General features: G+C 69.6%; 19 protein-coding genes. 11 read left to right on the plus strand and 8 right to left on the minus strand.

Translation table 11 applies throughout. The features are described from left to right. Positions 1-115 precede the first annotated feature (115 nt). Both AC1MFL_RS16125 and AC1MFL_RS16130 read left to right on the plus strand, forming a co-directional pair. Positions 116-1,303, plus strand: a complete 1,188-nt coding sequence (locus tag AC1MFL_RS16125) for an exonuclease SbcCD subunit D (RefSeq protein ID WP_479811073.1) — start codon at positions 116-118, stop codon at positions 1,301-1,303. Then, positions 1,300-4,395, plus strand: a complete 3,096-nt coding sequence (locus AC1MFL_RS16130) for an AAA family ATPase (protein WP_479811075.1) — start codon at positions 1,300-1,302, stop codon at positions 4,393-4,395. The genes AC1MFL_RS16125 and AC1MFL_RS16130 overlap by 4 nt, the downstream gene beginning before the upstream one ends. 135 nt (positions 4,396-4,530) lie before the next feature. Here the strand turns inward: AC1MFL_RS16130 and hpaE are convergent, their stop codons facing one another. Together hpaE and AC1MFL_RS16140 are read right to left on the minus strand one after the other, a co-directional pair. Next, a complete protein-coding gene (gene hpaE / locus AC1MFL_RS16135) occupies positions 4,531-6,036 on the minus strand; it encodes a 5-carboxymethyl-2-hydroxymuconate semialdehyde dehydrogenase (RefSeq protein ID WP_479811077.1) in 1,506 nt (501 codons plus the stop codon). Positions 6,037-6,235: 199 nt separating this feature from the next. Beyond that, the gene (locus tag AC1MFL_RS16140; RefSeq protein ID WP_479811079.1) at positions 6,236-6,952 is read right to left on the minus strand and encodes an IclR family transcriptional regulator; all 717 of its coding nucleotides are present in this window, start codon (positions 6,950-6,952) and stop codon (positions 6,236-6,238) included. A 172-nt stretch (positions 6,953-7,124) separates the two neighbouring features. On the opposite strand from AC1MFL_RS16140, the gene AC1MFL_RS16145 reads away from it, so the two are divergent. The 3 genes from AC1MFL_RS16145 to AC1MFL_RS16155 all read left to right on the plus strand — a co-directional run bounded on the left by AC1MFL_RS16145 (position 7,125) and on the right by AC1MFL_RS16155 (position 10,738). Further along, positions 7,125-7,661 carry a flavin reductase family protein gene (locus AC1MFL_RS16145; protein ID WP_479811081.1) on the plus strand — a complete coding sequence of 179 codons (537 nt, stop codon included), beginning with the start codon at positions 7,125-7,127 and terminating at the stop codon, positions 7,659-7,661. 74 nt (positions 7,662-7,735) lie between these two features. Further along, positions 7,736-9,190 carry a 4-hydroxyphenylacetate 3-monooxygenase, oxygenase component gene (gene hpaB / locus AC1MFL_RS16150; protein WP_479811083.1) on the plus strand — a complete coding sequence of 485 codons (1,455 nt, stop codon included), beginning with the start codon at positions 7,736-7,738 and terminating at the stop codon, positions 9,188-9,190. A gap of 192 nt (positions 9,191-9,382) precedes the next feature. Then, positions 9,383-10,738: an MFS transporter gene (locus tag AC1MFL_RS16155; RefSeq protein WP_479811085.1), complete on the plus strand. Its 1,356-nt coding sequence runs from the start codon at positions 9,383-9,385 to the stop codon at positions 10,736-10,738. Between the two features lie 125 nt (positions 10,739-10,863). Here AC1MFL_RS16155 and AC1MFL_RS16160 read toward each other — a convergent pair whose 3' ends face one another. From AC1MFL_RS16160 to AC1MFL_RS16185, 6 genes are all read right to left on the minus strand, one after another. Then, positions 10,864-11,520 (minus strand): phosphoribosyltransferase, encoded by a 657-nt coding sequence (locus tag AC1MFL_RS16160; RefSeq protein WP_479811087.1) that lies wholly within the window; start codon positions 11,518-11,520, stop codon positions 10,864-10,866. Between the two features lie 268 nt (positions 11,521-11,788). Next, on the minus strand, positions 11,789-12,616 hold the full coding sequence (locus tag AC1MFL_RS16165) for an alpha/beta fold hydrolase (protein WP_479811089.1): 828 nt from the start codon (positions 12,614-12,616) through the stop codon (positions 11,789-11,791). Between the two features lie 4 nt (positions 12,617-12,620). Then, entirely contained in the window at positions 12,621-12,950 is a 330-nt protein-coding gene (locus AC1MFL_RS16170) for a biotin/lipoyl-containing protein (protein WP_301226598.1), read from the minus strand. Then, positions 12,943-13,998 (minus strand): alpha-ketoacid dehydrogenase subunit beta, encoded by a 1,056-nt coding sequence (locus AC1MFL_RS16175; RefSeq protein WP_479811091.1) that lies wholly within the window; start codon positions 13,996-13,998, stop codon positions 12,943-12,945. Before AC1MFL_RS16175 ends, AC1MFL_RS16170 begins: the two co-directional genes overlap by 8 nt. Further along, on the minus strand, positions 13,991-15,025 hold the full coding sequence (locus AC1MFL_RS16180; protein ID WP_479811093.1) for a thiamine pyrophosphate-dependent enzyme: 1,035 nt from the start codon (positions 15,023-15,025) through the stop codon (positions 13,991-13,993). The genes AC1MFL_RS16175 and AC1MFL_RS16180 overlap by 8 nt, the downstream gene beginning before the upstream one ends. Before the next feature lie 205 nt (positions 15,026-15,230). Beyond that, the gene (locus AC1MFL_RS16185; RefSeq protein WP_479811095.1) at positions 15,231-16,643 is read right to left on the minus strand and encodes an amino acid permease; all 1,413 of its coding nucleotides are present in this window, start codon (positions 16,641-16,643) and stop codon (positions 15,231-15,233) included. A gap of 174 nt (positions 16,644-16,817) precedes the next feature. Between AC1MFL_RS16185 and AC1MFL_RS16190 the strand changes: the two genes are divergently transcribed. The 6 genes from AC1MFL_RS16190 (at position 16,818) to AC1MFL_RS16215 (ending at position 23,334) form a co-directional block, all read left to right on the plus strand. Beyond that, positions 16,818-17,291, plus strand: a complete 474-nt coding sequence (locus AC1MFL_RS16190; protein WP_479811097.1) for an Lrp/AsnC family transcriptional regulator — start codon at positions 16,818-16,820, stop codon at positions 17,289-17,291. Positions 17,292-17,521: 230 nt separating this feature from the next. Next, the gene (locus AC1MFL_RS16195) at positions 17,522-18,175 is read left to right on the plus strand and encodes an NUDIX hydrolase (RefSeq protein ID WP_301226733.1); all 654 of its coding nucleotides are present in this window, start codon (positions 17,522-17,524) and stop codon (positions 18,173-18,175) included. Beyond that, a complete protein-coding gene (gene nadA, locus AC1MFL_RS16200) occupies positions 18,172-19,485 on the plus strand; it encodes a quinolinate synthase NadA (protein ID WP_479811099.1) in 1,314 nt (437 codons plus the stop codon). The genes AC1MFL_RS16195 and nadA overlap by 4 nt, the downstream gene beginning before the upstream one ends. Continuing rightward, positions 19,482-21,200: an L-aspartate oxidase gene (gene nadB, locus AC1MFL_RS16205; RefSeq protein WP_479811101.1), complete on the plus strand. Its 1,719-nt coding sequence runs from the start codon at positions 19,482-19,484 to the stop codon at positions 21,198-21,200. The genes nadA and nadB overlap by 4 nt, the downstream gene beginning before the upstream one ends. Next, the gene (gene nadC / locus AC1MFL_RS16210; protein ID WP_479811103.1) at positions 21,197-22,180 is read left to right on the plus strand and encodes a carboxylating nicotinate-nucleotide diphosphorylase; all 984 of its coding nucleotides are present in this window, start codon (positions 21,197-21,199) and stop codon (positions 22,178-22,180) included. The genes nadB and nadC overlap by 4 nt, the downstream gene beginning before the upstream one ends. After that, positions 22,177-23,334 carry a cysteine desulfurase family protein gene (locus AC1MFL_RS16215; RefSeq protein WP_479811105.1) on the plus strand — a complete coding sequence of 386 codons (1,158 nt, stop codon included), beginning with the start codon at positions 22,177-22,179 and terminating at the stop codon, positions 23,332-23,334. The genes nadC and AC1MFL_RS16215 overlap by 4 nt, the downstream gene beginning before the upstream one ends. Positions 23,335-23,383: the final 49 nt, after the last annotated feature.

The following is a 23,383-nucleotide window of genomic DNA, read 5'->3' on the forward strand; positions in this document are numbered from 1 at the left end:
AACGCGGGGTCACTTCCGGCCCATCCCGCGCCCCGGCACGGGCCGGAAGTGACCCCGCGTTGCTGTTCCGGAGCGGTGGCGCAATCCTGTCGGTGCCAGCCGATACCGTAGGAGCATGCGGTTATTGCACACCTCGGACTGGCATTTGGGCCGGTCGTTCCACGGCGTCGGGATGCTTGACGCCCAGCGCGCGTTCATCGACCAGCTCGTCACCTTCGTCCGGGACGAGGCGGTCGACGTCGTGTTGATTGCCGGCGACGTCTACGACCGCGCCCTGCCGGGGGTCGACGTCGTCCGGCTCCTCGACGACGCCCTCGTGGGCCTGACCGGGGCCGGCGCCAAGGTGGTGCTGACCAGCGGCAACCACGACTCGGCGATCCGGCTCGGCTTCGCTTCCCGGCTGCTGGAGCGCGGGGGAGTGCACCTGCGCACCCGGCTCGCCGAGCTGGACCAGCCCGTACTGTTCCCGCTCGACGGCGGGACGGACGCCGACGGCGGGACAGGACCCCTGCTGGCCATATACGGCATTCCCTGGCTGGAGCCGCGGCTCGTGGCCGACCAGCTCGGCGTCGACACGGCCAGCCATTTCGAGGTGACCCGGGCGGCCACCGCACGGATCCGGGCCGATCTTGCAGCCCGCTCCGGGACCCGGACGGTCCATTCGGTGGTGCTGGCCCACACCTTCGCCAGCGGCGGGATCAGCTCCGACAGCGAGCGGGACCTCAGCATCGGCGGCGTCGGCGCTGTGCCGCTGGACCTCTTCGACGGCTTCGGCTACACGGCGCTCGGCCACCTGCACGGCCGGCAGGAACTCTCGCCGTCCGTACGCTATTCCGGTTCGCCGCTCGCCTACTCCTTCTCCGAGGCCCAGCACAGGAAGGGCAGCTGGCTCCTGGACGTGGACGCGGGCGGCATCGGCGAAGTCCGCGAGGTGCTGTGGGAGGCGCCCCGGGCGCTGGCCGTGTTGCGCGGCAAACTCGAGGATCTGCTCTCCGCCGCGAACTACGCGTGGGCGGAAGCCGCCTACTGCCAGATCACCCTGACCGACGCGCAGCGCCCGGCCCAGGCCATGGAGCGGCTGCGCTCACGGTTCCCGGACACCCTCGTCCTCGGTTTCGATCCGGAAGGTGCCGGCACCACCGCCAAGACCAGCTACAGCAGCAAACTCGCCGGGGCGGTTGATGATTTGTCGATCTGCTGCGGGTTCCTGGAGCACGTCCGTGGCCGGGAAGCGGACGACCGCGAGGCAGCCGCCCTGGCCGAAGCCCTGGAATCCGTGCTCCTGGAAGGAATGTCCCTGTGAGGATCCACCGTCTTGAGATCTCCGCCTTCGGACCCTTCGCGGCCACCGAACACATCGATTTCGACCGCCTGAGCGCACACGGGCTGTTCCTGCTGAACGGTCCCACCGGCGCCGGCAAGACCAGCGTCCTGGACGCCATCTGCTTCGCGCTCTACGGATCCGTCCCCGGGGCACGGCAGGACGGAAAACGGCTCCGCAGCGACCACGCCGGGGCCGCCGCGGAGCCCCGGGTCACCTGCGAGTTCTCCGCCCGGGGCCGGCACTTCGAAGTTTCCCGCTCTCCCGCCTGGGACAAGCCCAGTGCCCGGGGCAAGAAGGGCTTCACCGTCCAGCAGGCCAATACCGTCCTGCGCGAACGTGTCGACGGCGAATGGACCGAGAAATCCGGCCGCAACGACGAGGCCGGCGCCGAGATCGCCGACGTCCTGGGCATGAACCGGGACCAGTTCACCCGCGTGGTGATGCTGCCGCAGGGCGACTTCGCTGCGTTCCTGCGGTCCAAGGCCACCGACCGCCTCGAACTGTTGCAGAGCCTCTTCGGCACCCAGCGTTTCGAGGCCGTGGAACAGGAACTCGGCCGGAAGGCGCAGGACGCCCGGGCCGAGGTCGCCAGCCTCAACGGCCGGCTTGAGCTCCTGCTCGCCCGGGCCGAGGCCGAAACAGCCGCTTTGGAGCTGGACACGGCGGAGGCGCCGGACCGGACCGACCCGGACTCCTTCCTGACCTGGCTGGCGGGCAGTGCCGCCACGGCCGCGGAGCGTTCCCGTGCGGCCGCGCTGCAGGCCGAGGGGCTGCGCGCCGACCGCCTGTCGGCGAAGGACGCCGCGACAGCGCGTGCTGCTCGCCAGGCCAGGCTGGCCTCGGCCGAACGCCGGCGCTTCGAGGCGGAGGCGGCCGCTCCCGAAGCTGCCGCCAAGAGCCGGCAGCTGGGCCTGCACCGCCGGGCCGAAGTCCTTGGCGGGCAACTGCAGGCGGTGGACAGCGCCGGGACGGCGGAGGAACTGGCCGCAGCCGCCATGGCCGCCGCCGCGGAAGACCTGCGCGCCGCGGCCCGCACCGACCCGGAACTCGCCACGCTCCGGACCGGGACGGCAGACGCTTCCACCTTCGATGGCTGCACATTCGACGGCTCTGCTTTTGACGGCTCTGCTTTCGACGGCGGCGCAGTGCGGTCCGCGCTCGGGGGTCTGCGCTCCCTGCACGCGGTGCTGGAGGCGCGGCTGCCCGACGAAGCCAGGCTCGCCGGACTCCGGAGCCGGACTTCGCAGCTGTGCGAGGCCCTGGCGCAGCTGGAAGACGGACAGGCTTCCGGGGCAGCTGCCCTGCTTGCCCTGCGCAATGAATCAGTTGCCCTCCTCGCCGGGCTGCGCCCGCTGGAGGAACTCGCCGCCGAGGTGCAGCTGCGGACGAAGGAAGCAGACGCCGCGGAGGAACTTCTTGTCCTGGTCCGGCGCTACGCCGCGGCCGGGACGGCCTGCGGAGCCGTCGCCGAACGCCATGGCCCGGTCCGCGGGGAGTACCAGGACCGGCGGCAGCGCTGGCTCGATCTGCGCGAGGAACGGCTGGCCAATGCCGCGGCCGAACTCGCTTCCCAGCTGCAGGCCGGCGCCCCGTGCCCGGTCTGCGGCAGCCCCGAGCACCCCGTCCCCGCGCCGGCCGCCGCGTCCGCGCTGACGGTAGCCGAGGCCGAACAAGCCGCGCAGCACGCCTGCGAGATGGCGGAGACGGCCCTCGCGGCACTCGAACGCGAACTCTCCGAGGCCCAGCAGGACCTCGCCGTCCTCGCGGCCCAGGGCGGAAACACCGCACCCGAGGACGCCAGCCGGGATGCCGCCCTGGCCAGGGAACGCGCCGCCGAAGCCCGCCAGGCAGCGGCAGAGCTCACCATCAGCCGGTCCCGGCACACCGAACTGCAAGAGCAGATCGCGGCCGCCGAGCTGGCCCGGTCGGCCGGGGCGTCCAGCATCGCCCAGACCGAATCCACCCTCACGGAGGTCCGGGAGCAGGCCGAGACCCTCGAACTGGCCCTCGACAAACTCCGGGGCGGCCACCCGGCCCTGGCCGGCCGGATCACGGCCCTGGACGGCACAATCGCCGTGCTGGAACGCGCGGATGCGGCGCGGACCCGGCTGGAACAGGCCGCCACCCGGTCCGGTGAGGCCCGGCAGCAACTTGAGCTGGCGCTTCCGGGCACCGGCTTCGAGTCCGCGGACGCCGCCCGGGCCGTGCTGCTCCCGGCCGCGGACGCGGCGGCGCTGGAGGCCGCCGTCCGGGCCGGACAGGACGAAGCGGCCCGGATCGGGGAGCTCTTTGCCGGCGAGGAACTCGTGGTGGCGGCGCACGAGCTGGAAACGGAGGGCCCCCTCGGCGAGGAATCCGTGGAACAGCTCCGCGCCGACGCGGCCGCGGCCGAAGGCGCGGCCCGGGACGCGGAACTCGCGGCCGGCCTCGCGGAGAAGTCGGTGCGTACCCTCGGCACGATCGCCGCCAGCTATGCCCAACTCGCCGCCACCGGCCGGGAACCACGCGAACGGGCGCAGCTGCTGACCGCGGTCGCCGACGCGGCCCGCGGCGCCGGAGACAACAACTACCGCATGAGCCTGAACAGCTACGTTCTGGCCGCGAGGCTCGAGCAGGTGGCCCTGGCGGCCTCGGAACGGCTGGTCGGCATGAGCGACGGCCGCTACACCCTGCAGCACACGGACGCCAAGGCAGCGCGCGGCGCGAAATCCGGCCTCGGCCTGGAAGTAGTGGACCAGTGGACCGGCCAGAGGCGCGACACCGCCACGCTGTCCGGCGGGGAGTCCTTCATGGCTTCGCTCGCCCTGGCCCTCGGGCTCGCGGACGTGGTGCAGCAGGAATCCGGCGGTGTCGACATCGAGACGCTGTTCGTGGACGAGGGCTTCGGCAGCCTCGACGAACAGGCCCTGGAACAGGTGATGGACGCCCTCGAGGGACTCAGGGACGGCGGCCGGGTGGTCGGGCTGGTGAGCCATGTGGCGGAAATGAAACAGCGCATCGGCACCCAGCTGCAGGTGGTCAAGGGACGCAACGGTTCCACCCTGCACATTTCCGACGACGCCGAGAGCTGACCGCGGCCGCATCCGACGGCTGACCCGCGGTTGCGCTATCAGTCCTGGTTGCCTGGGCGGCCTCATGAGGACGTTAAGTGATGGCGCATCGGGTGCCGGACAGATGACAGCGCACCGGGCCGGGCAGCTTGCCCGCTACTGCGCCGCCGAGGCGCCGAACCTGGGGGTGTGGACGGCGCCGAGGGTGATGTGGACGGCCTGCTGGTCGGTGTAGAAGTCGATCGAGCGGTAGCCGCCCTCGTGGCCGAGTCCGGAGGCCTTGACCCCGCCGAACGGGGTGCGCAGGTCCCGGACGTTGTGGCTGTTGAGCCAGACCATGCCGGCTTCCAGGTTCTGCGAGAAGTTGTGCGCCCGGGTCAGGTCGTTGGTCCAGACGTAGCCCGCCAGCCCGTACTTCGTGTTGTTCGCCAAAGCCAGCGCCTCGGCGTCGTCCGCGAACGGCGTGATCGCCACGACCGGGCCGAAGATCTCCTCCTGGAAGATCCGCGCGTCCGCGGCGACGTCGGCGAACACCGTCGGGGCAATGTAATTGCCGGTCGGAAGCCCCTCGGGGCGTCCGCCGCCGGCCAGCAGCCGGCCCTCGGACTTGCCGATCTCCACGTAGGAGGCCACCTTGGCGTAGTGCTCGGGGTGGACCAGGGCGCCGACCTCGGTCTTCGGGTCGTGCGGATCACCGACCACGATGCTCCTGGCCCGGGCGGCGTACTTCTCGCAGAACTCCTCGTAGATGTCCTGGTGGACGAGGATGCGGGAGCCCGCTGTGCAGCGTTCGCCGTTGAGCGAGAAGACCCCGAACAGGGTGGAGTCGATTGCGGCGTCGAGGTCGGCGTCGGCGAAGATGATCGCCGGGCTCTTGCCGCCGAGCTCCATGGACAGGCCCTTGAGGTTCTCCGCGGCGTTGCGGAAGATCGTCTTGCCGGTGGTGGTCTCCCCGGTGAAGGAGATCAGCGGGACGTCGGGGTGTTTGACGAGGGCGTCGCCGGCTTCCTCGCCGAGGCCGTTGACGAGGTTGAAGACTCCGTCGGGCAGCCCGGCGTCCTTGAAGATCCGGGCCCAGAGGGAGGCGGAGAGCGGCGTGAACTCGGCGGGCTTGAGCACCACGCAGTTGCCGGTGGCCAGTGCCGGGGCGAGCTTCCAGGACTCGAGCATGAACGGGGTGTTCCAGGGGGTGATGAGCCCGGCGACGCCGATGGGCTTGCGGTTGACGTAGTTGATCTGGGCGCCGGGGACCTTCATGGCGTCGTCGAACTGGGCCACGATCAGGTCCGCGAAGAAGCGGAAGTTCTCCGCCGCGCGCAGGGCCTGGCCCCTGGCCTGGGTGATCGGCAGTCCGGTGTCGAAGGTCTCCAGTTGCGCCAGGCGGGTCTCCTGGGCCTCGACGGCGTCGGCGATCTTGTTCAGGATGCGGGCCCGTTCCCGCGGCTTCATCCGCGGCCACGGGCCGTTGGTGAACGCTTCCCGGGCGGCGGCGACGGCGAGGTCGATGTCCTCCTTTTGGCCGGCGGCTGCGGTGGCGTACGTTTCGTTGGACACCGGGTCGAGCACGTCGAAGGTCCTGCCGCTGACGGAATCAACGAACTCGCCGTTGATGTAGTGGCGGATGCGGGTGGGGAGGTCGTCCGGGACGTAGTGCTCAGCCATGGGAATCATCCTTTGCATCTGCGGGGAGCGTGTCCGGCCGGGCAATGCTGCGACGCTGCGCCATCACATCTCCTCATTGAGCGTGAAATCGTATACGATACAAACTGCCCGAGACGCGGGCGCTTGTCAAGCATTCACCGGTGAAGCCGGGGGGAGCCGGGAGAGCCGGGCTGCCCGGCGGGGGCGGCGCCCCGGGTCCTCAGACCAGCTGGCTTTCGATGCGCCGGGCGCTGGCGGCCAGGGCCGCGGCGACCTCCGCGGGATCCTGGGCGGCGCGGATGTAGACGACGGCGAGAGCCGCCGGCCGCCCGCCCGGAACCCGGATCGGGACCGCGAGCGAGGAGACGCCGGAGATGACCTCGTCATGGCTGGCGGCGTAGCCCCGGCGTCGTGCCTCGGCCGCTTCGGCCCGGTAGGGGATGCCGGGTGCCTTGGCGGCCCAGTCCTGTTCCGAGAAGGCCGACTGGATCGCGATGCCGGGGGCGCCGGCGCTGATCGGGTGCCGCGAGCCGGGATGCTGGACCACGGCGGCGCCGGTGTGCCGTGGATCCACGGTGACGAGCGTGACGCATTCCTCGTGGTCCCAGACGGCAACAAAGGCGCTCATCATCAGCGCGTTGGCGAGCTGGGTGAGCTCCGGGAGGGCCGCCGCCTGCAGGTTCCGCGAAACTCCCCGCGCCAGGACGGCAAGGCCGGGACCGGGCAGGACCCGGCCGCCGTCGTCCCGCACCAGCAGCGAGTGGTCTTCCAGAGTGCGGAGAATGCGGTAGGCCACCGAGCGGTGCACCCCCATCGCATCGGCCAGTTCTGCGATGGTCAGCGGGTGCTGGGCGTCGGCAAGGATTTCGAGCGCGCGGATGCCGCGCGACAACGTCTGGGACGGGGAGGCCTGGGCGCTGCCGGCGGTCGGGGTCATTGGTCCATCCTAGGTGCGGGCGGTCGTGGATCCGGGATGCACCGGGCGGCTCTTGTGCTCTGCCTCACAGTGCGCTAGCGTTCTATATGGGAACTATGTGTTCGATTATAGAACAGACCCTGACGGTCCGCATCCCGCACAAACAGCCAACACCAGACGCAAGGGATCGACGATGATTGCCAAGCCCGGCACCGAGCCTGTTCCGGTGGTTCCGGGCCGCACGTCCTTGCCCCGGGCCCAGTACTTCCGCGGGAGCCTGGGCCGGTTCGCCACCGGCGTCGCGATTGTGACCTTTGACGGCGCCACGAAGCGCCACGGCATCACCGTCAATTCCTTCACCTCCGTATCCATCGACCCGCCGCTGGTGCTGGTCAGCATCGCCCGCACCGCGAAGGCGCACGACGAGCTCGCCGGCCGGCCGTTCACGGTCAACATCCTTGGCGCGGAGCAGCAGCAGCTCGCGATGCACTTTGCCGGCCGCCCCGGACCCGAGCCGCTCTGGGTCGAGGGCGGAACGGCTCCGCGGCTCTCCCATGTGCTTGCCTACTTTGAGTGCAAGCCCTGGGCGGCGTACGACGGCGGCGACCACACGCTCTACATCGGCGAGGTAGTGGACTTCAACTACCGCAACGGCGATGCGCTGGCCTTCGCGAACGGCACCTTCACCACCATCCCGGAAAGCCTGCTGGGCATGGAAGAGCTGCTCTGAGCTCACCCTGACGGCTCAGCCCCACATCAACTCGCCTCATCCGACCCGGCACACCGACGACTGGAGAAACAGCAATGGGAATCCGCACCGGACAGCAGTACCTGGACCGACTCAACGCCATGTCACCCCACGTGGTGATCGACGGGGAGGTTGTCAGCGAGAAGATCGCCGAGCACCCCGCCTTCCGGAACGTGGCACGCTCCTATGCCAAGCTCTTCGACATGCAGCATGACCCCATGTACCAGGACGCACTGACGTACGCCTCGCCCACCACGGGAGACCTGGTGAACGCCTCCTTCCTGGTGCCGAAGACGGTCGCGGACCTTGAGCGCCGCCGCCGTGCCATTTCCACCTGGGCCGAGTCCTCCAACGGTTTCCTGGGCCGCTCCGGGGACTACATGAACTCCTCGCTCACCGCCCTCAGCACGGCCGGGAAGTGGTTTTCCCAGGCTGACCCCAAGTTCGGCGAAAACATCCGCAACTACTACGAGCGGGCCCGTGAAAACGATGTCCTGGCCACGCACACCCTGATCCCGCCGCAGGCCAACCGCTCCGTTTCCGGCTCCGAACAGCTCGGCGGACAGCTGTCGGCCCGGATTGTCGAGGAGCGCGGGGACGGCATCGTCATCAGTGGCGCCCGGATGCTGGCCACCATCGCCCCGATCGCGGACGAGCTCCTGGTCTTCCCCTCCACCGTGCTCCGCGGAACGCCGGAGGATGCCCCGTACTCCTACGCCTTCGCCGTCCCCAACGACACGCCGGGCCTGCGCTACCTGTGCCGCACCTCGCTCTACAACGGCGGCAGCACCCACGACGAGCCGCTCGCGTCGCGCTACGAGGAAATGGACGCCGTCGCGATCTTCGACAATGTCTTTGTCCCCAGCGAGCGCATCTTCATGCTCGGCAACCCGCAGCTCTGCAACGGCTTCTACTCCGAAACCGGCGCCGGCGCCCTCATGACGCACCAGGTGGTCACCAGGACCATCGCCAAAAGCGAGTTCTTCCTGGGCCTGGCCTCCGAACTCGCCGACTCGATCGGGATCGACGGTTTCCAGCACATCCAGGAGGACATCGCCGAACTGATCGTCGACGTCGAAATCGGCAAGGCGCTGGTCCGGGCCTCCGAGGTGGATGCGGCGCCCAACGGGGCCGGCGTGATGCTGCCGAAGTGGTCCACGCTGAACGCCGCCCGCAACTGGTACCCCAAGGTCGCCCAGCGTTTCCCGCAGATCATCCGGAAGTTCTGCGCCTCCGGGCTGATGGCACTTCCCGGCGAGGCCGACGTCAACAGCGACGCCCGGGCCGACATCGAGATGTACCTGCAGGGAAAGTCACTCACCGGCCCCGAGCGCGTCCGGCTGTTCAAGCTGGCCTTCGACGCATCGGTCTCCGGGTTCTCCGGCCGGCAGTCGTTGTACGAGTACTTTTTCTTCGGCGATCCGGTGAGGATGGCCGCGGCCATGGTCAACGGCTACGACCGCGAGCCCGTCCTCGCCCGGGTCCGGGAGTTCCTGCACCGCGCCGACTGAGTGGCGAGGGGGGGCTGCGGCGTCATTTTTTGGCCGCGCTGCAGCTTATTTCCAAAAATGTGTGTCCTGTCACACATTTCATAGTATGATCTGAATACTAACTGACCGTTCGATCAGTAATTCACGAGGCAATCAGTTATCCGCACCGCACCCACCCCGGGCAGGACCCCTGCCCCCAGCAACGGAGTTTCAATGACCGCAACTTCAAGTGTCGATTCTGAGGCGGGCCCCAGCAGCAAGCACGAGGAACGCAAGGTCCTCGCGGGCACCCTGGTCGGGACCACCATTGAGTGGTACGACTTCTTCATCTTCGCGCAGCTGACAGCGACGCTGCTGTCACCGCTGTTCCTGGCACCGCTGAACGCCTCCAACCCGGGTCTGGCGCAGATCCTGTCCTTTGCCCTCATCGGCATCAGCTTCCTGTTCCGCCCGCTCGGCGCCGTCGTCGCCGGCCACCTGGGTGACCGCCTCGGCCGCAAGGCCATGCTGGTCTTCACCCTCATCATGATGGGTGCCGCCACGGCGCTGATCGGCATGCTGCCGACCTACGCCCAGATCGGCGTCTGGGCCCCGGTCCTGCTGATCCTGCTCCGCGTCATCCAGGGCTTCTCCGCCGGCGGTGAATGGGGCGGCGCCGCCCTGATGGCCGTCGAGCACGCTCCCATGAGCAAGCGCGGCCTGTTCGGCGCGTACCCGCAGATCGGTGTTCCGGTCGGCATGATCCTCGCCACCGGCCTGCTGTACTTCCTCAACACGTCCATGTCCAAGGAGGACTTCGCGTCCTGGGGCTGGCGTGTGCCGTTCCTGCTCTCGATCGTGCTGATCATCGTCGGCTACCTGATCCGCCGCGCCGTTGCCGAAAGCCCCGTCTTCAAGGAACTGTCCGAGCGCAAGGAGGAGAGCAAAGCACCCCTGGGCGAGCTCATCCGGAAGCACAAGAAGGCCGTCCTCTACTCGACGATGATCTTCATCGGCAACAACGCCGCCGGCTACCTGCTGATCGCGTTCTTCATCTCCTACGCCACCAAGTCCCTGAAGATGCCCGTCGCGCAGATCCTGCTGGCCACCACGCTGGCATCCTTCGGCTGGCTGATCTTCACCCTGGTCGGCGGCTGGCTCTCGGACAAGATCGGCCGCGTCAAGACCTTCCTGATCGGCTACGGCATTGTCTTCGCCTGGATGATCCCGATGTTCGCGCTGATCGACACCAAGAACATCGTGCTCTACGGCGTCGCGCTGTTCGTCCTGACCATCGGCTTGGGCCTGTCCTACGGCCCGATGTCCGCGATGTACGCCGAGATGTTCCCGGCGAACGTGCGCTACTCGGGCATCTCGATCGGCTACGCCTTCGGCGCCATCCTGGGCGGTGCGTTTGCGGCCATGATCGCGGAGGCCCTGCTGCAGGGCACGGGGTGGACCGGTTCCATCGGCATCTACATCATGATCCTTTGCGTCATCTCCGCCGTCGGTGTCCTCCTCGCCGGGGAAACCCGGGGCCGACCGCTCGGCGTCGTGCACCACACGCCCGCTGACGCGGCAAAGCACTGACAACCAGCCAGACAGCAGGGGCGCGGGCCGCAAGGTCCGTGCCCCTCGTCTTTTAAACCAACGCGGGGTCACTTAGCGCCCATCCTGAGCCTCCGGATGGGCGCTAAGTGACCCCGCGTTGGTGTTCAGGCGGGCCGGGCACCGAGCAGCCGGACGACGTCGTCGTCCCGCACCTGCCGGAAGTCGCGGTAGTAGCTGCCGACGGCGCGGAAGCCGCCGGGGATGAACAGGCTGAAGACGGCGTCGGCGGCCTGCTCCAGCGTCGTCTGTGCCTCCAGCGACGCTACCGGAACCGCGACGACGACGGTTGCCGCACCGGCCGCCCGCACCGCCCCGACGGCGGCCCGCATCGTCGCCCCGGTGGCCAGCCCGTCATCGACAACGATCACCGTTCGGCCCTTCAGCGGCAGCCGCGGCCCCGGATAGATCCCGGCGCGGTGCTCCAGTTCGGCTCTTGCGGTGCTTTCGACCTCGTCCAGCGCGGACTGGCGTACACCGACCTCCAGGAGCCGGTCCGCGAGGGTCCGGTTCAGCATCCGCACCACCCCTCCGCCGGCCGAGGCCAAGGCGCCGAACGCTGTTTCTGCGAGGCCGGGAATCCCCAACTTGTGGACCGGAAGCACGTCCCAGGGCAGCTGCAGCGCTGTGGCGGCCGCGGCGGCCACGGGGACCCCGCCGCGCGCAAGGCCCAGCACCATGGTGTCCGGCCGGCCGCGGAACTGGCGGAGGGCGGAGGCGAGGAGCCTGCCGGCCTCCTCACGGTCGGTGTAACGCATGGCCATGGCGATCCTCCTCCGGTTCCCGCCCACTCTGCTGCGGCCAGCCTACGTCCGGCGGGGGAGCGGCGCGAGGGAAGTGCCCGGATTCCGTAGGCGGGCAGTTCTATCCATCCAGCGGACGGGAATACGCCGGGACAGCAGGGAAGACCCCGGGCTGTCCCGGCGCATGTCCCTGCCCACACCAACGCGGGGTCACCTACGGCCCATCCGGACGACGCGGACGGGCCGTAGGTGACCCCGCGTTGCAGTTGGGCAGGGGACCGGCCGGAGGTCAGACGGCGAGGAAGCTGATGGCCCCCTGCTTGAAGGCGCGGCTGGTGATCGCGTTGGTGTGGTTCCGGCCCGGCAGGACCAGCTGTTCGACCATGGCTCCGGCCTTCGCGCCCAGGGCCGCCAGTTCCGGCATGGACGCGGCGCGCTCATCCTTCTCACCGGCGACCAGCAGCATCGGCATGTGCGGCACCGCCTCGGCGGGATCGAACGGCTCGTTCTTGATGGCCTCCACCAGGGACAGCAGCGAGAAGATGTTGTTGCTGGGCAGCATCTGGGCCATCTTCAGCAGCCCGGCGGTGGACGCGTCGGCGATCGGGGTGCCGTCGGCCAGGTAGCGCTGCGCGGCAACCAGGTCGAAATCAGCCAGCGGGTCGGCGACGTTCGGGCCGCCCAGGACCAGCCGGTGCACCAGCTCGTGCTGGGTGGCGCCGAACTCCCAGGCGAGGCGGGAACCGAGCGAATAGCCGATCAGGTCCAGCCCGCTGGACGGGTCGCCGTCGCGCAGGGGGCGGACCCCGGCGTCGAACGCGATCTGCAGCAGGTCAGCGCGGATCCTGCTGGGCGTGTAGGAGTCCATGTCCTCAGGCGCCCCGCTGCGGCCGTGGCCGGGCAGGTCCACCGTGATGACGCGGCGGCCGGCCTCCAGCAGCGCGGTCAGCCAGCCGGTGTCCTCCCAGTTGAGTTTGGAGGAGGAGGAAAAGCCGTGCAGCAGCAGCACCGGGCGCAGTCCGGCGTCGGACGCGGGTTCATGCACACCGACAAACAGCTGGGGGTCGGTGCCCTCGACGGTGTGGGAATGCCGTTCGCCGGTGTGTCTGCCGCTCATGGTCTCAGTCCTCATCAAGTACGGCGCTCAGGCGGACCCGGCGCTTCGGTGCCTCTTCCTTCGGGACCGTGCCCACGATGCCGGCGGTGTTGTCCGGGACCTCAAACACAATCAGGGGCTCGCCGACATTGATTTTGTCACCGGGCCCGCCGTGGATACGCACCACTTTACCTGCCTGCGGGCTGGGCAATTCCACGGCTGATTTTGTGGTTTCAACCTCGACGAGGGGCTGGTTCCGCTCGACCTGGTCACCCGGGCCCACGAGCCATTCCAGCACGGTTGCCTCGATCAGGCCCTCGCCGAGGTCGGGAAGCGGGAAGGAAATTTCAGCCACGTTTGTACTCCAATACTCGCTGGATCCCGAAGAGGATCCGGTCAATATTCGGGATGTATTCGTCCTCCAGGTCCCCCGAAGGGTACGGGACGTCGAAGCCGGTGACCCGTTCCACCGGGGCCCTGAGCGTGTCGAAGCAGCCCTGGGTGATCAGCTGGGCCACTTCGGCGCCCAGCCCGGATGTGAGCGGCGCTTCATGGACGACGACGGCGCGCCGGGTCTTGCGCACGGAGGCGGCCAGCGCCCCGGCGTCGATGGGTTTTAGCCAGCGCAGGTCCAGGACCTCGATGTCGATCCCGTCCTCGGCGGCGAGTTCGGCCACCTGGAGGCAGCGGGCCACCATGGCGCCCCACGCGACGAGTGTCAGGTGACGGCCCTCGCGCATGACCTTCGCGCCGGCGGGTGAGCCCCCGGCCGTGTCATGGCTGGCAACATCCACCTCGCCCTTCTGCCAGTAGCGTGACTTCGGTTCCATGAAGATCACCGGGTCCGGCCGTGTCGCCGCGTACTTGAGCAGGTGGTAGGCCTCGTGCGGGTTCGAGGGCGAAACCACCTTCAGGCCCGGGACGTGGGCGAAGAGCGCCTCGAGGCTTTCGCCGTGGTGTTCGGGGGCGCGGATCCCGCCGAAGCTGGGAACCCGCAGCGTGATGGGCATCGGCAAGGTGCCGCGGCTGCGGTAGTTCATCCGGGCGATCTGGCAAACGATCTGGTTGATGGCCGGGTAGGCGAAGCCGTCGAACTGCACCTCGGGAATGGGGTGGAACCCGGCCATCGCCAGGCCCACGGACATGCCGAGGATCCCGGATTCCGCGAGCGGGGTGTCAAAGACGCGCTGTTCGCCGTGCTTGGCCTGCAGACCGTCGGTGATCCGGAAGACCCCGCCGAGCCGGCCGCAGTCCTCGCCGAAAATCAGGGTCTTCGGGTTCTCCGCAAGGACCTCGTCGAGCGCCCGGTTCAGGGCCTGCTGCATGGACATCACGGTGCTGGGAGCGGGCGTACCTGCGCTCGTGCTTGCAGCGGCGCCGCTTTTGAGAATCGAGTTAGACATGTTCGGACTCCTCGCGCCAGTTGGCGGCCTGGGCCTGCAGCGCAGGGGTGGTTTCCTGGAAGACCAGGTCAAACATTTCGGTGCCGGGGCGGGAGCCGAGGGCCTGGATGCCGGTGCGGATCTGTTCCTCCTCTGCCTTGGCCGCGGCGAGGGCCCCGGCGAAGAAGGCCTCGTCGGCGACGCCGTCGGCGAGCAGCCGCTGCCGGAAGCGCTGCAGCGGGTCAAGGCCGGCGCCGTCGCGCTCCTCATCGAGGGAGCGGTAGCGTCCGGGATCATCGGAGGTCGAGTGCGGGCCGCGGCGGTAGGTCATGGCTTCGATGAGCACGGGGCCCCGGCCGGAGCGGGCGTGCGCAAAGGCGCGCCGGGTGGCCTCGACGACGGCGGCGACGTCGTCGCCGTCGATCTGCAGCGCCGGCATGCCGTAGCCGGCGGCGCGGGCGGCGACGGAGCCGCCGGCCACCTGGCGTTCGGTGGGGACCGAGATGGCCCAGCCGTTGTTCTGGACGAAGAACACCACGGGCGCCTTCATCACGGCGGCGAAGTTCAGGGCCTCGTGGACGTCGCCCTGGGAGGAGGCGCCGTCGCCGAAGTACGTCATCGCGACGCCGTCTTTGCCGTCCAGGGTCTGGCCGTGGGCCCAGCCGACGGCGTGCAGCACGGAGCCGGCCACGACGGCCTGGATCGGGGCGAGCCGGGACTCCAGCGGGTCGTAGAGGCCGCCGTGCCAGGTGGCCTTGTGGGTGGACATGTACTCCACCATGTCGATGCCCATGGTGCGGGCCACACCCATCTCGCGGTAGGTCGGGAAGACGAAGTCCCGGGTGGTGTCCACGGCGTAGCCGCTGCCCACCTGGGCCGCCTCCTGGCCGATTTCCGGGGCATAGCCCGGGATGATGCCCTGGCGCTGCCAGGCGATGGCCGAGGTATCGAGGTGGCGGACCGCCACCATCAGCGAATAGAGCTCGCGGAGCTGGGCAGGTGTCAGCGGTTCGACGGCGCCGCCGGAAGCCGCGGGAAGTGTATCCATGGCTGTGACCCTAGTCACCCGCCGGGCGGTGTGCAATCAGCCGTTAAATGACTGACCAGACTGCACAAAAGTGCCAGACTCCCACGCAATCGGCATCACAATTTGTGCAGTCCGGTCGGCGTGTGGGGACTCGACCGGCAAACCCCCGGGGGCTGCCCGGCTACCGTGTGGGGACTCGACCGGCAAACCCCCGGGGGCTGCCCGGCTACCGTCCGGCGTCGGCGGGCCCGTCCTGCCCGGCCGGCTCCGTGGCGCGGTTGCGGGTCAGCCGGGCGCCGATCCAGCAGGCCGCGGCAATGCCGGCAACCAGGACGATGGTGCTGACGAGCTGCCTGCTGCTGTCCGGGCTGCTGAAGCCGACGGCGAAGATCAGGGCCAGGAGGACCAGGCCGAAGATCGTCAGTCCCGGGAAGCCCTTCATCCGCAGCGGGAGGACGGTGCCGTCGCGGTCGGCGCGGCGGCGCAGGATCAGCTGGGACACGAGCGCGGAGCCCCAGACCATGAGGCAGGTCGAGCCGACCAGCTGGAACAGCGCCGGAAGGATCTGCTCCGGAAAGAGCAGCTCGAGCACGGCGGCCAGGAACCCGAAGGCCACGGAGACGCCGACGGCGAGCACCGGCACCCGGGCCTTGTTCACCTTCGACAGGAAGCGGGGGGCCTCGCCGCGTTCGGACAGTGAGTAGACCATCCGGGATGCGCCGTAGAGGTTCGCGTTCAGGGCCGAGAGGAGTGCGACGACGGCCACCAGGGTGATGGCGGCGCCGGCGCCGGGGATGCGGGCCACGTCCAGGACGCCGGCGAAGGGCGAAGCCAGGGCGTCGGAGGTGTACGGCAGGACGGCGGCAATGACGAACACCGAGCCGATGTAGAAGACCAGGATCCGCCACACGACGGTGCGGATGGCCATCGCTACGCTGTGCTGGGGGTTCTCGGTTTCGGCGGCGGCCACACTCACAATCTCGGTGCCGCCGAAAGCGAAGATCACCACGAAGAGCGCCGTGGCGATGCCGCCCAGCCCGGCCGGGGCGAAGTCGGCAGTGAAGTTGGACAGGCCCGGGGACTCGACGTCCGGCAGCCAGCCCAGCAGCAGGGCGGTCCCGATGCCCAGGAACAGCAGGATGGCGGCCACCTTGAGGATGGCAAACCAGAACTCAAACTCGCCGAAGTTCTTCACCCCGGCGAGGTTGATCGCGGTGAACAGCGCCATGAAGATCAGGGACAGGGCCCAGACCGGGATCACCGGCCACACCGTGAAGAGCAGGGCGGCCGCGCCGAGGGCCTCGGCGGCGATGACCACCACCAGCTGCAGCCACCAGAGCCAGCCCACGGTGGCGCCCGCGGTGCGGCCCATTGCCTTGGCGGCATAGACGGAGAACGCGCCGCTGTTGGGGTTGGCTGCGGCCATTTCGCCGAGGGCCCACATCACGAGGATGATCAGGGTCCCCGCCACCAGGTAGGAGATCAGGACGGCGGGTCCGGCGGCCTTGACGCCGGCCCCCGAGCCCAGGAACAGGCCGGCGCCGATGGCACTGCCCAGTCCCATCATGGTGAGTTGGCGTGGCTTCATGCTGTGGCCGAGTTTCAGGCCGGGGCGCTCTGCGGTGGACTTCATTGTCATGCTGGCGAACCTTCGTGTGGTTTGGATCATTGGTCCTTGTGGGACGTATTGAATTTACCGCCACCGGCCGGGGTTGACGTGCGCCGGCCGTGAGAACATGGTGACAGTTTGTTGGCAGAAATCCCATATTCCCGGCGATTTGTGATGCGCACCCGGCTACAGGAGGAACCTTTGATGGATGTTGACCCTCTGGACGCGAAGATTGTCCGATTCTTCACCGACTCGCCCCGCGCCTCCGTGCTGGAGGCCTCCCGTGTGCTCAAGGTTGCCCGCGCCACCGTGCAGTCACGGCTGGACCGGATGCAGGACAGCGGGGTTATCGGCTCGTGGGTGCCGCAGCCGGATCCGGCGCACTTCGGGTTTCCCGTCGTCGCCTTCTGCTCCCTGACGATCAATCAGGACCTCGGGCACGACGCGGTCGTCGAGGCCCTCGCGGCGATCCCGGAACTGATCGAGATCCACACCGTTTCTGGCAGTTCGGACCTGATGGCCCGCATTGCGGCCCGCTCCAACCCGGACCTGCAGCGTGTGCTCGATGCCATGATCGCGACCCGGACGGTGCTCCGTTCCTCCTCGGTGATTGTGCTCAACACGCATTTCCAGGGCCGCACGCTCCCGCTGCTGGAAGCCGCCGCCGCGGGGGAGTGAGCCGGGTTGGCCCGGACGCCACCGAATGTGAGCTGAAACATTTTGCGCCCGGCCGGTCGCGTCGTAGAATTAGTTCTAGTCATCTTGACTATAACTAATCCGGCGGTCGGGCCGGAACGTCCGGGCCGTCCCAGGGGACCGGTCCGGAGCCTGGGAATGCGGGGTGAACCACGGTTTACACAACAGCAGCCAACGTCGCGGAACGCCAGCTCGCGCCGCCGTCGCTGGCCATCTCCACGGTGATCTTCGCCCTGCGCCCCAGCGAGCGCTCCGGACGCCCCACCCTCTGGATCCCGCTGGTGCGCCGGATCCGCGAGCCCTTCAAGGGTTTGTGGGCACTGCCCGGCGGCCCGCTGACCCATTCCGAGTCGCTGCCGGACGCCGCCTCGCGCAACCTGCAGGAGACCACCGGCCTGGCGCCCAGCTACCTCGAACAGCTCTACGCGTTCGGCGGGCTGCACCGTTCGCCCACCCAGCGCGTGGTCTCCATCGTGTACTGGGCGCTGGTGCAGCCCACCGAGGCCGCGCTCGCGGCCGAATCCGAAAACGTGCGGTGGTTCCGCGCGGACCGACTCGGCGAGCTGGCCTTCGACCACAACGCCATCATCGAGTACGCGCTCTGGCGGCTCCGCAACAAGATGGCCTACGGATCCATCGCCTACCACCTGCTGGGCGAATACTTCACCCTCGCGCAGGTCCGGGAGGTCTACGAGGCCGTCCTGGACCGCGAACTGGACCCGGCCAACTTCCGCCGGCAGGTCAAAGCCACGCCGGAGATCGAAGAAACCGACCAGTACCTGCAGGGCGGCAAACACCGCCCGCCCCGCCTCTACCGCTTTACCGGCCGCCCAGGCCTTGACCCAGACAACAGGAGCACACCATGAGCAGCGTCAACACGGCGATCCAGCTGATCACGCGCGACCAGGCCGCCAGCAGCGCCAAAGGCACTGCAGCAGCCGCCTCCACCTGCAGCCCGGCGCTCGCCCGCGGCCCCTGGGATTACGACCTCGCCGAGGCCCTCGCCGGTGTGCCCGCCTACGGCCCCGGTGCCTCCGTCGCGGACCTCGCCCCGGCGTCGACCCCCCGGCAGCGCCAGCTCCCGGAGGAGTACAAACGTGCCGGCGACGCCGAACTTGATGCCCGGATCCGGGCCGCCAAGGCGGCGCTCGGGGACCGGGCCGTCATCCTGGGCCACTTCTACCAGCGCGACGAGGTGGTGGAATACGCCGACTTCGTGGGCGACTCCTTCCAGCTGGCCAACGCCGCCCTCACCCGGCCCGACGCCGAGGCCATCATCTTCTGCGGTGTGCACTTCATGGCCGAAACCGCGGACATCCTGTCCCGGCCCGACCAGGCCGTGATCCTGCCCAACCTGGCCGCCGGCTGTTCCATGGCGGACATGGCGGACATCGACTCCGTGACCGAGTGCTGGGAGCAGCTGGAGGAACTCTTCGGCACCGAGCCCGACGCCGACGGCCGGGTCCCGGTCATCCCGGTCACTTACATGAACTCCTCCGCCGCCCTCAAGGGCTTTTGCGGCGAACACGGCGGCATCGTCTGCACCTCCTCCAACGCCGCCACGGTGCTGGAATGGGCCTTCGAGCGCGGCCAGCGCGTGCTGTTCTTCCCGGACCAGCACCTGGGCCGCAACACCGCCAAGGCCATGGGCGTGCCGCTGGAGCAGATGCCGATGTGGAACCCGCGCAAGGACCTCGGCGGCAACGATGAGCAGACCCTGCAGGACTCCCGCGTGATCCTGTGGCACGGCTTCTGCTCGGTCCACAAGCGCTTCAACGTCGGCCAGATCGAAAAGGCCCGCGCCGAATTCCCGGGCGTGCAGGTGATCGTGCACCCGGAATGCCCCATGGAGGTGGTGGACGCCGCCGATTCCGCCGGATCCACCGACTTCATCCGCAAGGCCATCGCCGCAGCGACCGAACCCGCCGTCTTCGCCATCGGCACCGAGATCAACCTCGTCAACCGGCTGGCCGCGGAGAACCCGCAGCACACGATCTTCTGCCTGGACCCGGTGATCTGCCCCTGCTCCACGATGTACCGCATCCACCCCGGCTATCTCGCCTGGGTCCTGGAAGCGCTTGTGAGGGGCGAAGTGGTCAACCGCATCACGGTGGAGGACGACGTCGCGGCCCCCGCGAAGGTTGCGCTCGAGCGGATGCTGGCGGCGCGGCCGTGACCAGGCGGCTGGTGGTGGTCGGCAGCGGCATTGCGGGACTCTACGCCGCGCTGCTGGCGTCGGACGCGCTGTCCGACGGCGGGCCGGCCTGTGAGGTGGTGCTCCTGAGCAAGGGAACCCTGGAGCAGAGCAACACCTTCTACGCCCAGGGCGGCGTCTCGGCCGTGCTCACGCCGGGGGAGGCGGCGCCCGGCGATTCCGTCGCGGCGCACATCGCCGACACCCTCGCCGCCGGCGCGGGGCTCAACGACCCCGGGGCCGTGCGGGTTCTGTGCGCGGAAGCGGCAGGGGACATCGCGGGCCTGCAGCGGTTCGGTGTGCACTTCGACGCCGGACCCGGCGGACGCCCGGCGCTTGGCCTGGAAGCCGCGCACTCCGCCGCGCGCATCCTGCACGCCGGCGGAGACGCGACGGGTGCCCGTATTGCCCGCGCGCTCGTCGCCGCCGTCCTGGACCGCGCGCTCCAGGGCCGGCTGCGGGTCGAGACCAACACCTTCGTGACCGAACTGCTCACCCGCGGCCAGGAACCGGGGTGGACGGCGGACGCCGCCCGGGTCACCGGTGTCGCCTATCTTTCCAGCGGGCAGCCCCGGCAGCTGGACGCCGACGCGGTGCTCCTGGCCACCGGAGGTGCCGGCCGGCTCTTCGCCCGGACCAGCAACCCCGCCGTCGCCACTGCCGACGGACTGGCCCTGGCCTGGCGGGCCGGGGCCGCCGTCCGCGATCTGGAGTTCTTCCAGTTCCACCCCACCACGCTGGCTGCGGACGAGGTTCCCGGGGGTCCGCCGGCCCTGCTCATCTCCGAAGCCGTCCGCGGGGAAGGCGCCGTCCTGCTCGACGCCGCCGGCTACCGCTTTATGCCGGACTACCATCCCGCCGCCGAGCTGGCCCCGCGCGACGTCGTCTCCCGCAGCATTGCCCTGCACCTCGCCGCGACCGGCGCGCCGCCGGACAGCCCCGTCTTCCTGGACGCCCGGGGGATCGAGGCATCCCGCGGCCCCGGCTTCCTGGCCCGGCGGTTCCCCACCATCACCGCGGCCACCCGCGCCGCCGGCTACGACTGGACCGCTCAAACGCTTCCGGTGTCCCCGGCGGCCCACTACTGGATGGGCGGCGTGTCCACCGATCTCTGGGGGCGCACCAGCGTGCCGGGGCTGTACGCGGCCGGCGAAGCCGCGTGCACGGGAGCGCAGGGCGCCAACCGGCTGGCGAGCAATTCCCTCCTGGAAGGACTTGTCTTCGGACGCCGGGCGGTGGAGGCATTCCTGGGCGTTGCGGGCACCGGACCGGCGCCGGCCCTGGCACCAGCCGGCGCCCGGGAAGAACTCCCCGCCGCGGAGACGGGGCCGGGAACTGTTCCGTTCAGCCGGGACGCGCTGCGGCGCCTCATGACCGGCGCAGCCGGGGTGACGCGCACCGGAGCGGGCCTCGACGACGCCGCCGTCCGGCTTGCGGAATGGGCCACGGCCGGCGGGGACCGTGCCGGCCTGGACCAGTCCGCCCACGAAGACCTGAACCTGCTGCTCGCCGCCCGGCTGCTCGTGGCGGCAGCGCGCAACCGCACCGGCTCCGTGGGAGCCCACTACCGGGCCGATGCGGACACCCCGGCACGTCCGGCCGTGCTCGTAGCGCCCGCCCGTCCGGCCACGCAGGCCGGCCCGTACGGGCACCGGCAAGCCGCCGCCTCCCGTCCGAAACAAAGGATTTCGTCATGACAGCACCCGTCGCCGCCCGCCCTGCCGCCCTCCCGGTGGCGGCCCTCGCCGGAACCCTGCCCGCAGCGGCGGTGGACGCCGTACTCCGGACCGCCCTGGACGAGGACGCGCCCTACGGCGACATCACCTCGCAGACCCTCATCCCTGCCGACGCGCGGGCGACGGCGGTCCTGGCCGCCCGCGTGCCCGGCGTGCTCAGCGGCGGGGAGGTCTTCGCGGCAGCGATGAAGCTCACGGACCCCGGCGCCGACGTCGAACTGCTCGTGCCCGACGGCACGCCCTTTGCCGCCGGAACGGCGCTCGCCAGGGTCCGCGGGAACGCCCGCGCCGTGCTGCTCGCCGAACGCGTGGCCCTGAACCTGGTCCAGCGGATGAGCGCCATCGCCACCAGGACGGCGGAGTTCGTCGCCCTCGTGGACGGTACCGGGGCACGCATCACCGACACCCGGAAGACGACACCGGGGCTGCGGGTGCTGGAGCGGTACGCCGTCCGCTGCGGCGGCGGGGCAAACCACCGCTTTGGCCTTTCCGACGCCGTGCTGGCCAAGGACAACCACCTCGCGGTCCTGACCGGGGGAGACCCGTCGAAGCTCACCGCAGTGCTCCGGGAGGCCAGATCGCGCCTCGGGCACACCACACACTTCGAGGTGGAGGTGGACAGCATGGACCAGATCGAACCGGTGCTGGCTGCCGGGGTCGACACCATCATGCTGGACAACTTCACCCTGGCGGAACTTGCCGCCGGTGTGGTCCAGGTGAACGGCCGGGCCCGGGTGGAGGCCAGCGGCAACGTCAACCTGGCCACCGTGGCCGGCATCGCCGCCACCGGGGTGGATGTCATCTCGATCGGCGGACTCACCCACAGTGTTGCCGCCCTGGACCTGGGCCTCGACATGGAACTGGGCCTGAACAGCGAATCGAACAGCGAATCGAACAGCGAAACGGACAGCGGACAGATGCCGGGCCGGGCGAGAGCGTGATCTTCCTCGACGCCGCCGCCACCACACCGGTGCGCCGCGAGGTGCTCGAGGCCATGTGGCCCTACCTCAGCGGGGACTTCGGCAACCCCTCAAGCCACCACTCGCTCGGCGACTCGGCCGCGACGGCGCTCGCCGGGGCACGGGCAGCGGTGGCCAGAGCGCTGGGCTGCAGGCCGGGCGAGGTGGTCTTCACCTCCGGGGGCACGGAAGCGGACAACCTCGCCGTCAAGGGCATTGCGCTGGCCCGCCGGGCCGCGGACCCCCGGCTGGACCGGGTGGTGATCAGCGCCGTCGAACATCCCGCCGTGGAGGAATCCGCCCGCTACCTGGAGCGCGTGCACGGCTTCGCCGTCGATGTGGTGCCGGTCGATTCCTACGGGCGCGTCACCGTGGCGGCCCTGGCCGCCGTGCTCCGGCCGGAGACCGCCCTGGTCAGCATCATGTACGCCAACAACGAGGTGGGTACGGTACAGCCGATCGCCGGGCTGGCCGCGCTTGCCCGCGCCCGGGGGATCCCGTTCCACACCGACGCGGTCCAGGCCGCCGGCTGGCTGCCGCTCGACACCGCAACTCTGGGCGTGGACGCACTGAGTATCTCCGGACACAAACTGGGCGCGCCGAAAGGAAACGGGGCGTTGTTCCTGCGCAGCCGGACCCGGCTGGAACCCGTGATCCACGGCGGCGGACAGGAACGCGGGCGCCGCTCGGGGACCGAGAACGTGGCCGGCGCCGTTGCCCTCGCGACGGCTCTCACGCTCGCGCTGACTTCCCAGCGGGACCGGGCCTCCCACGTTGCCTCCCTGCGTGATGGTTTCATCCGTTCGGTGCAGGCAGCGGTTCCGGGCGCCGTCCTCACGGGCCATCCGAGCGAGCGGCTTCCCTCCGTCGCATCGTTCTGCTTCCCGGGAACCAGCGGCGAATCCGTGCTGCTGGAACTCGAACGGCTGGGCGTCATCTGCTCCAGCGGTTCGGCCTGCGCGGCCGGTTCGGACGAGCCGTCCCCGGTGCTGCGGGCAATGGGCATCGAGGCCGAGTTAGCGCAGACCGCGGTCCGGTTCAGCTTCGACTCCACGATCACGGCCGAAGAACTGCACGAGGCGGCGGCCGCGGTCAGCACCGCCGTCGGCAGCGTCCAAGCCCTCGGTTCCCCCTGACCCCGGTTGCCCTGTCACTTTTGGTGGCCATTCCGGCGGCAAAGGGACG

The sequence above is a fragment of the Arthrobacter sp. BG3 genome (genome assembly GCF_056680185.1).

Bases quoted from the DNA above. Each gene is read 5' to 3' on its own strand.
- AC1MFL_RS16185 (WP_479811095.1), bottom strand. From the start codon at position 16,643: ATGACAATGAAGTCCACCGCAGAGCGCCCCGGCCTGAAACTCGGCCAC.
- AC1MFL_RS16145 (WP_479811081.1), top strand. From the start codon at position 7,125: ATGATTGCCAAGCCCGGCACCGAGCCTGTTCCGGTGGTTCCGGGCCGC.
- AC1MFL_RS16140 (WP_479811079.1), bottom strand. From the start codon at position 6,952: ATGACCCCGACCGCCGGCAGCGCCCAGGCCTCCCCGTCCCAGACGTTG.
- nadC (WP_479811103.1), top strand. From the start codon at position 21,197: ATGACAGCACCCGTCGCCGCCCGCCCTGCCGCCCTCCCGGTGGCGGCC.
- AC1MFL_RS16175 (WP_479811091.1), bottom strand. From the start codon at position 13,998: ATGTCTAACTCGATTCTCAAAAGCGGCGCCGCTGCAAGCACGAGCGCA.
- hpaE (WP_479811077.1), bottom strand. From the start codon at position 6,036: ATGGCTGAGCACTACGTCCCGGACGACCTCCCCACCCGCATCCGCCAC.
- AC1MFL_RS16160 (WP_479811087.1), bottom strand. From the start codon at position 11,520: ATGGCCATGCGTTACACCGACCGTGAGGAGGCCGGCAGGCTCCTCGCC.
- AC1MFL_RS16190 (WP_479811097.1), top strand. From the start codon at position 16,818: ATGGATGTTGACCCTCTGGACGCGAAGATTGTCCGATTCTTCACCGAC.
- AC1MFL_RS16180 (WP_479811093.1), bottom strand. From the start codon at position 15,025: ATGGATACACTTCCCGCGGCTTCCGGCGGCGCCGTCGAACCGCTGACA.
- AC1MFL_RS16155 (WP_479811085.1), top strand. From the start codon at position 9,383: ATGACCGCAACTTCAAGTGTCGATTCTGAGGCGGGCCCCAGCAGCAAG.
- nadA (WP_479811099.1), top strand. From the start codon at position 18,172: ATGAGCAGCGTCAACACGGCGATCCAGCTGATCACGCGCGACCAGGCC.
- AC1MFL_RS16125 (WP_479811073.1), top strand. From the start codon at position 116: ATGCGGTTATTGCACACCTCGGACTGGCATTTGGGCCGGTCGTTCCAC.
- hpaB (WP_479811083.1), top strand. From the start codon at position 7,736: ATGGGAATCCGCACCGGACAGCAGTACCTGGACCGACTCAACGCCATG.
- AC1MFL_RS16165 (WP_479811089.1), bottom strand. From the start codon at position 12,616: ATGAGCGGCAGACACACCGGCGAACGGCATTCCCACACCGTCGAGGGC.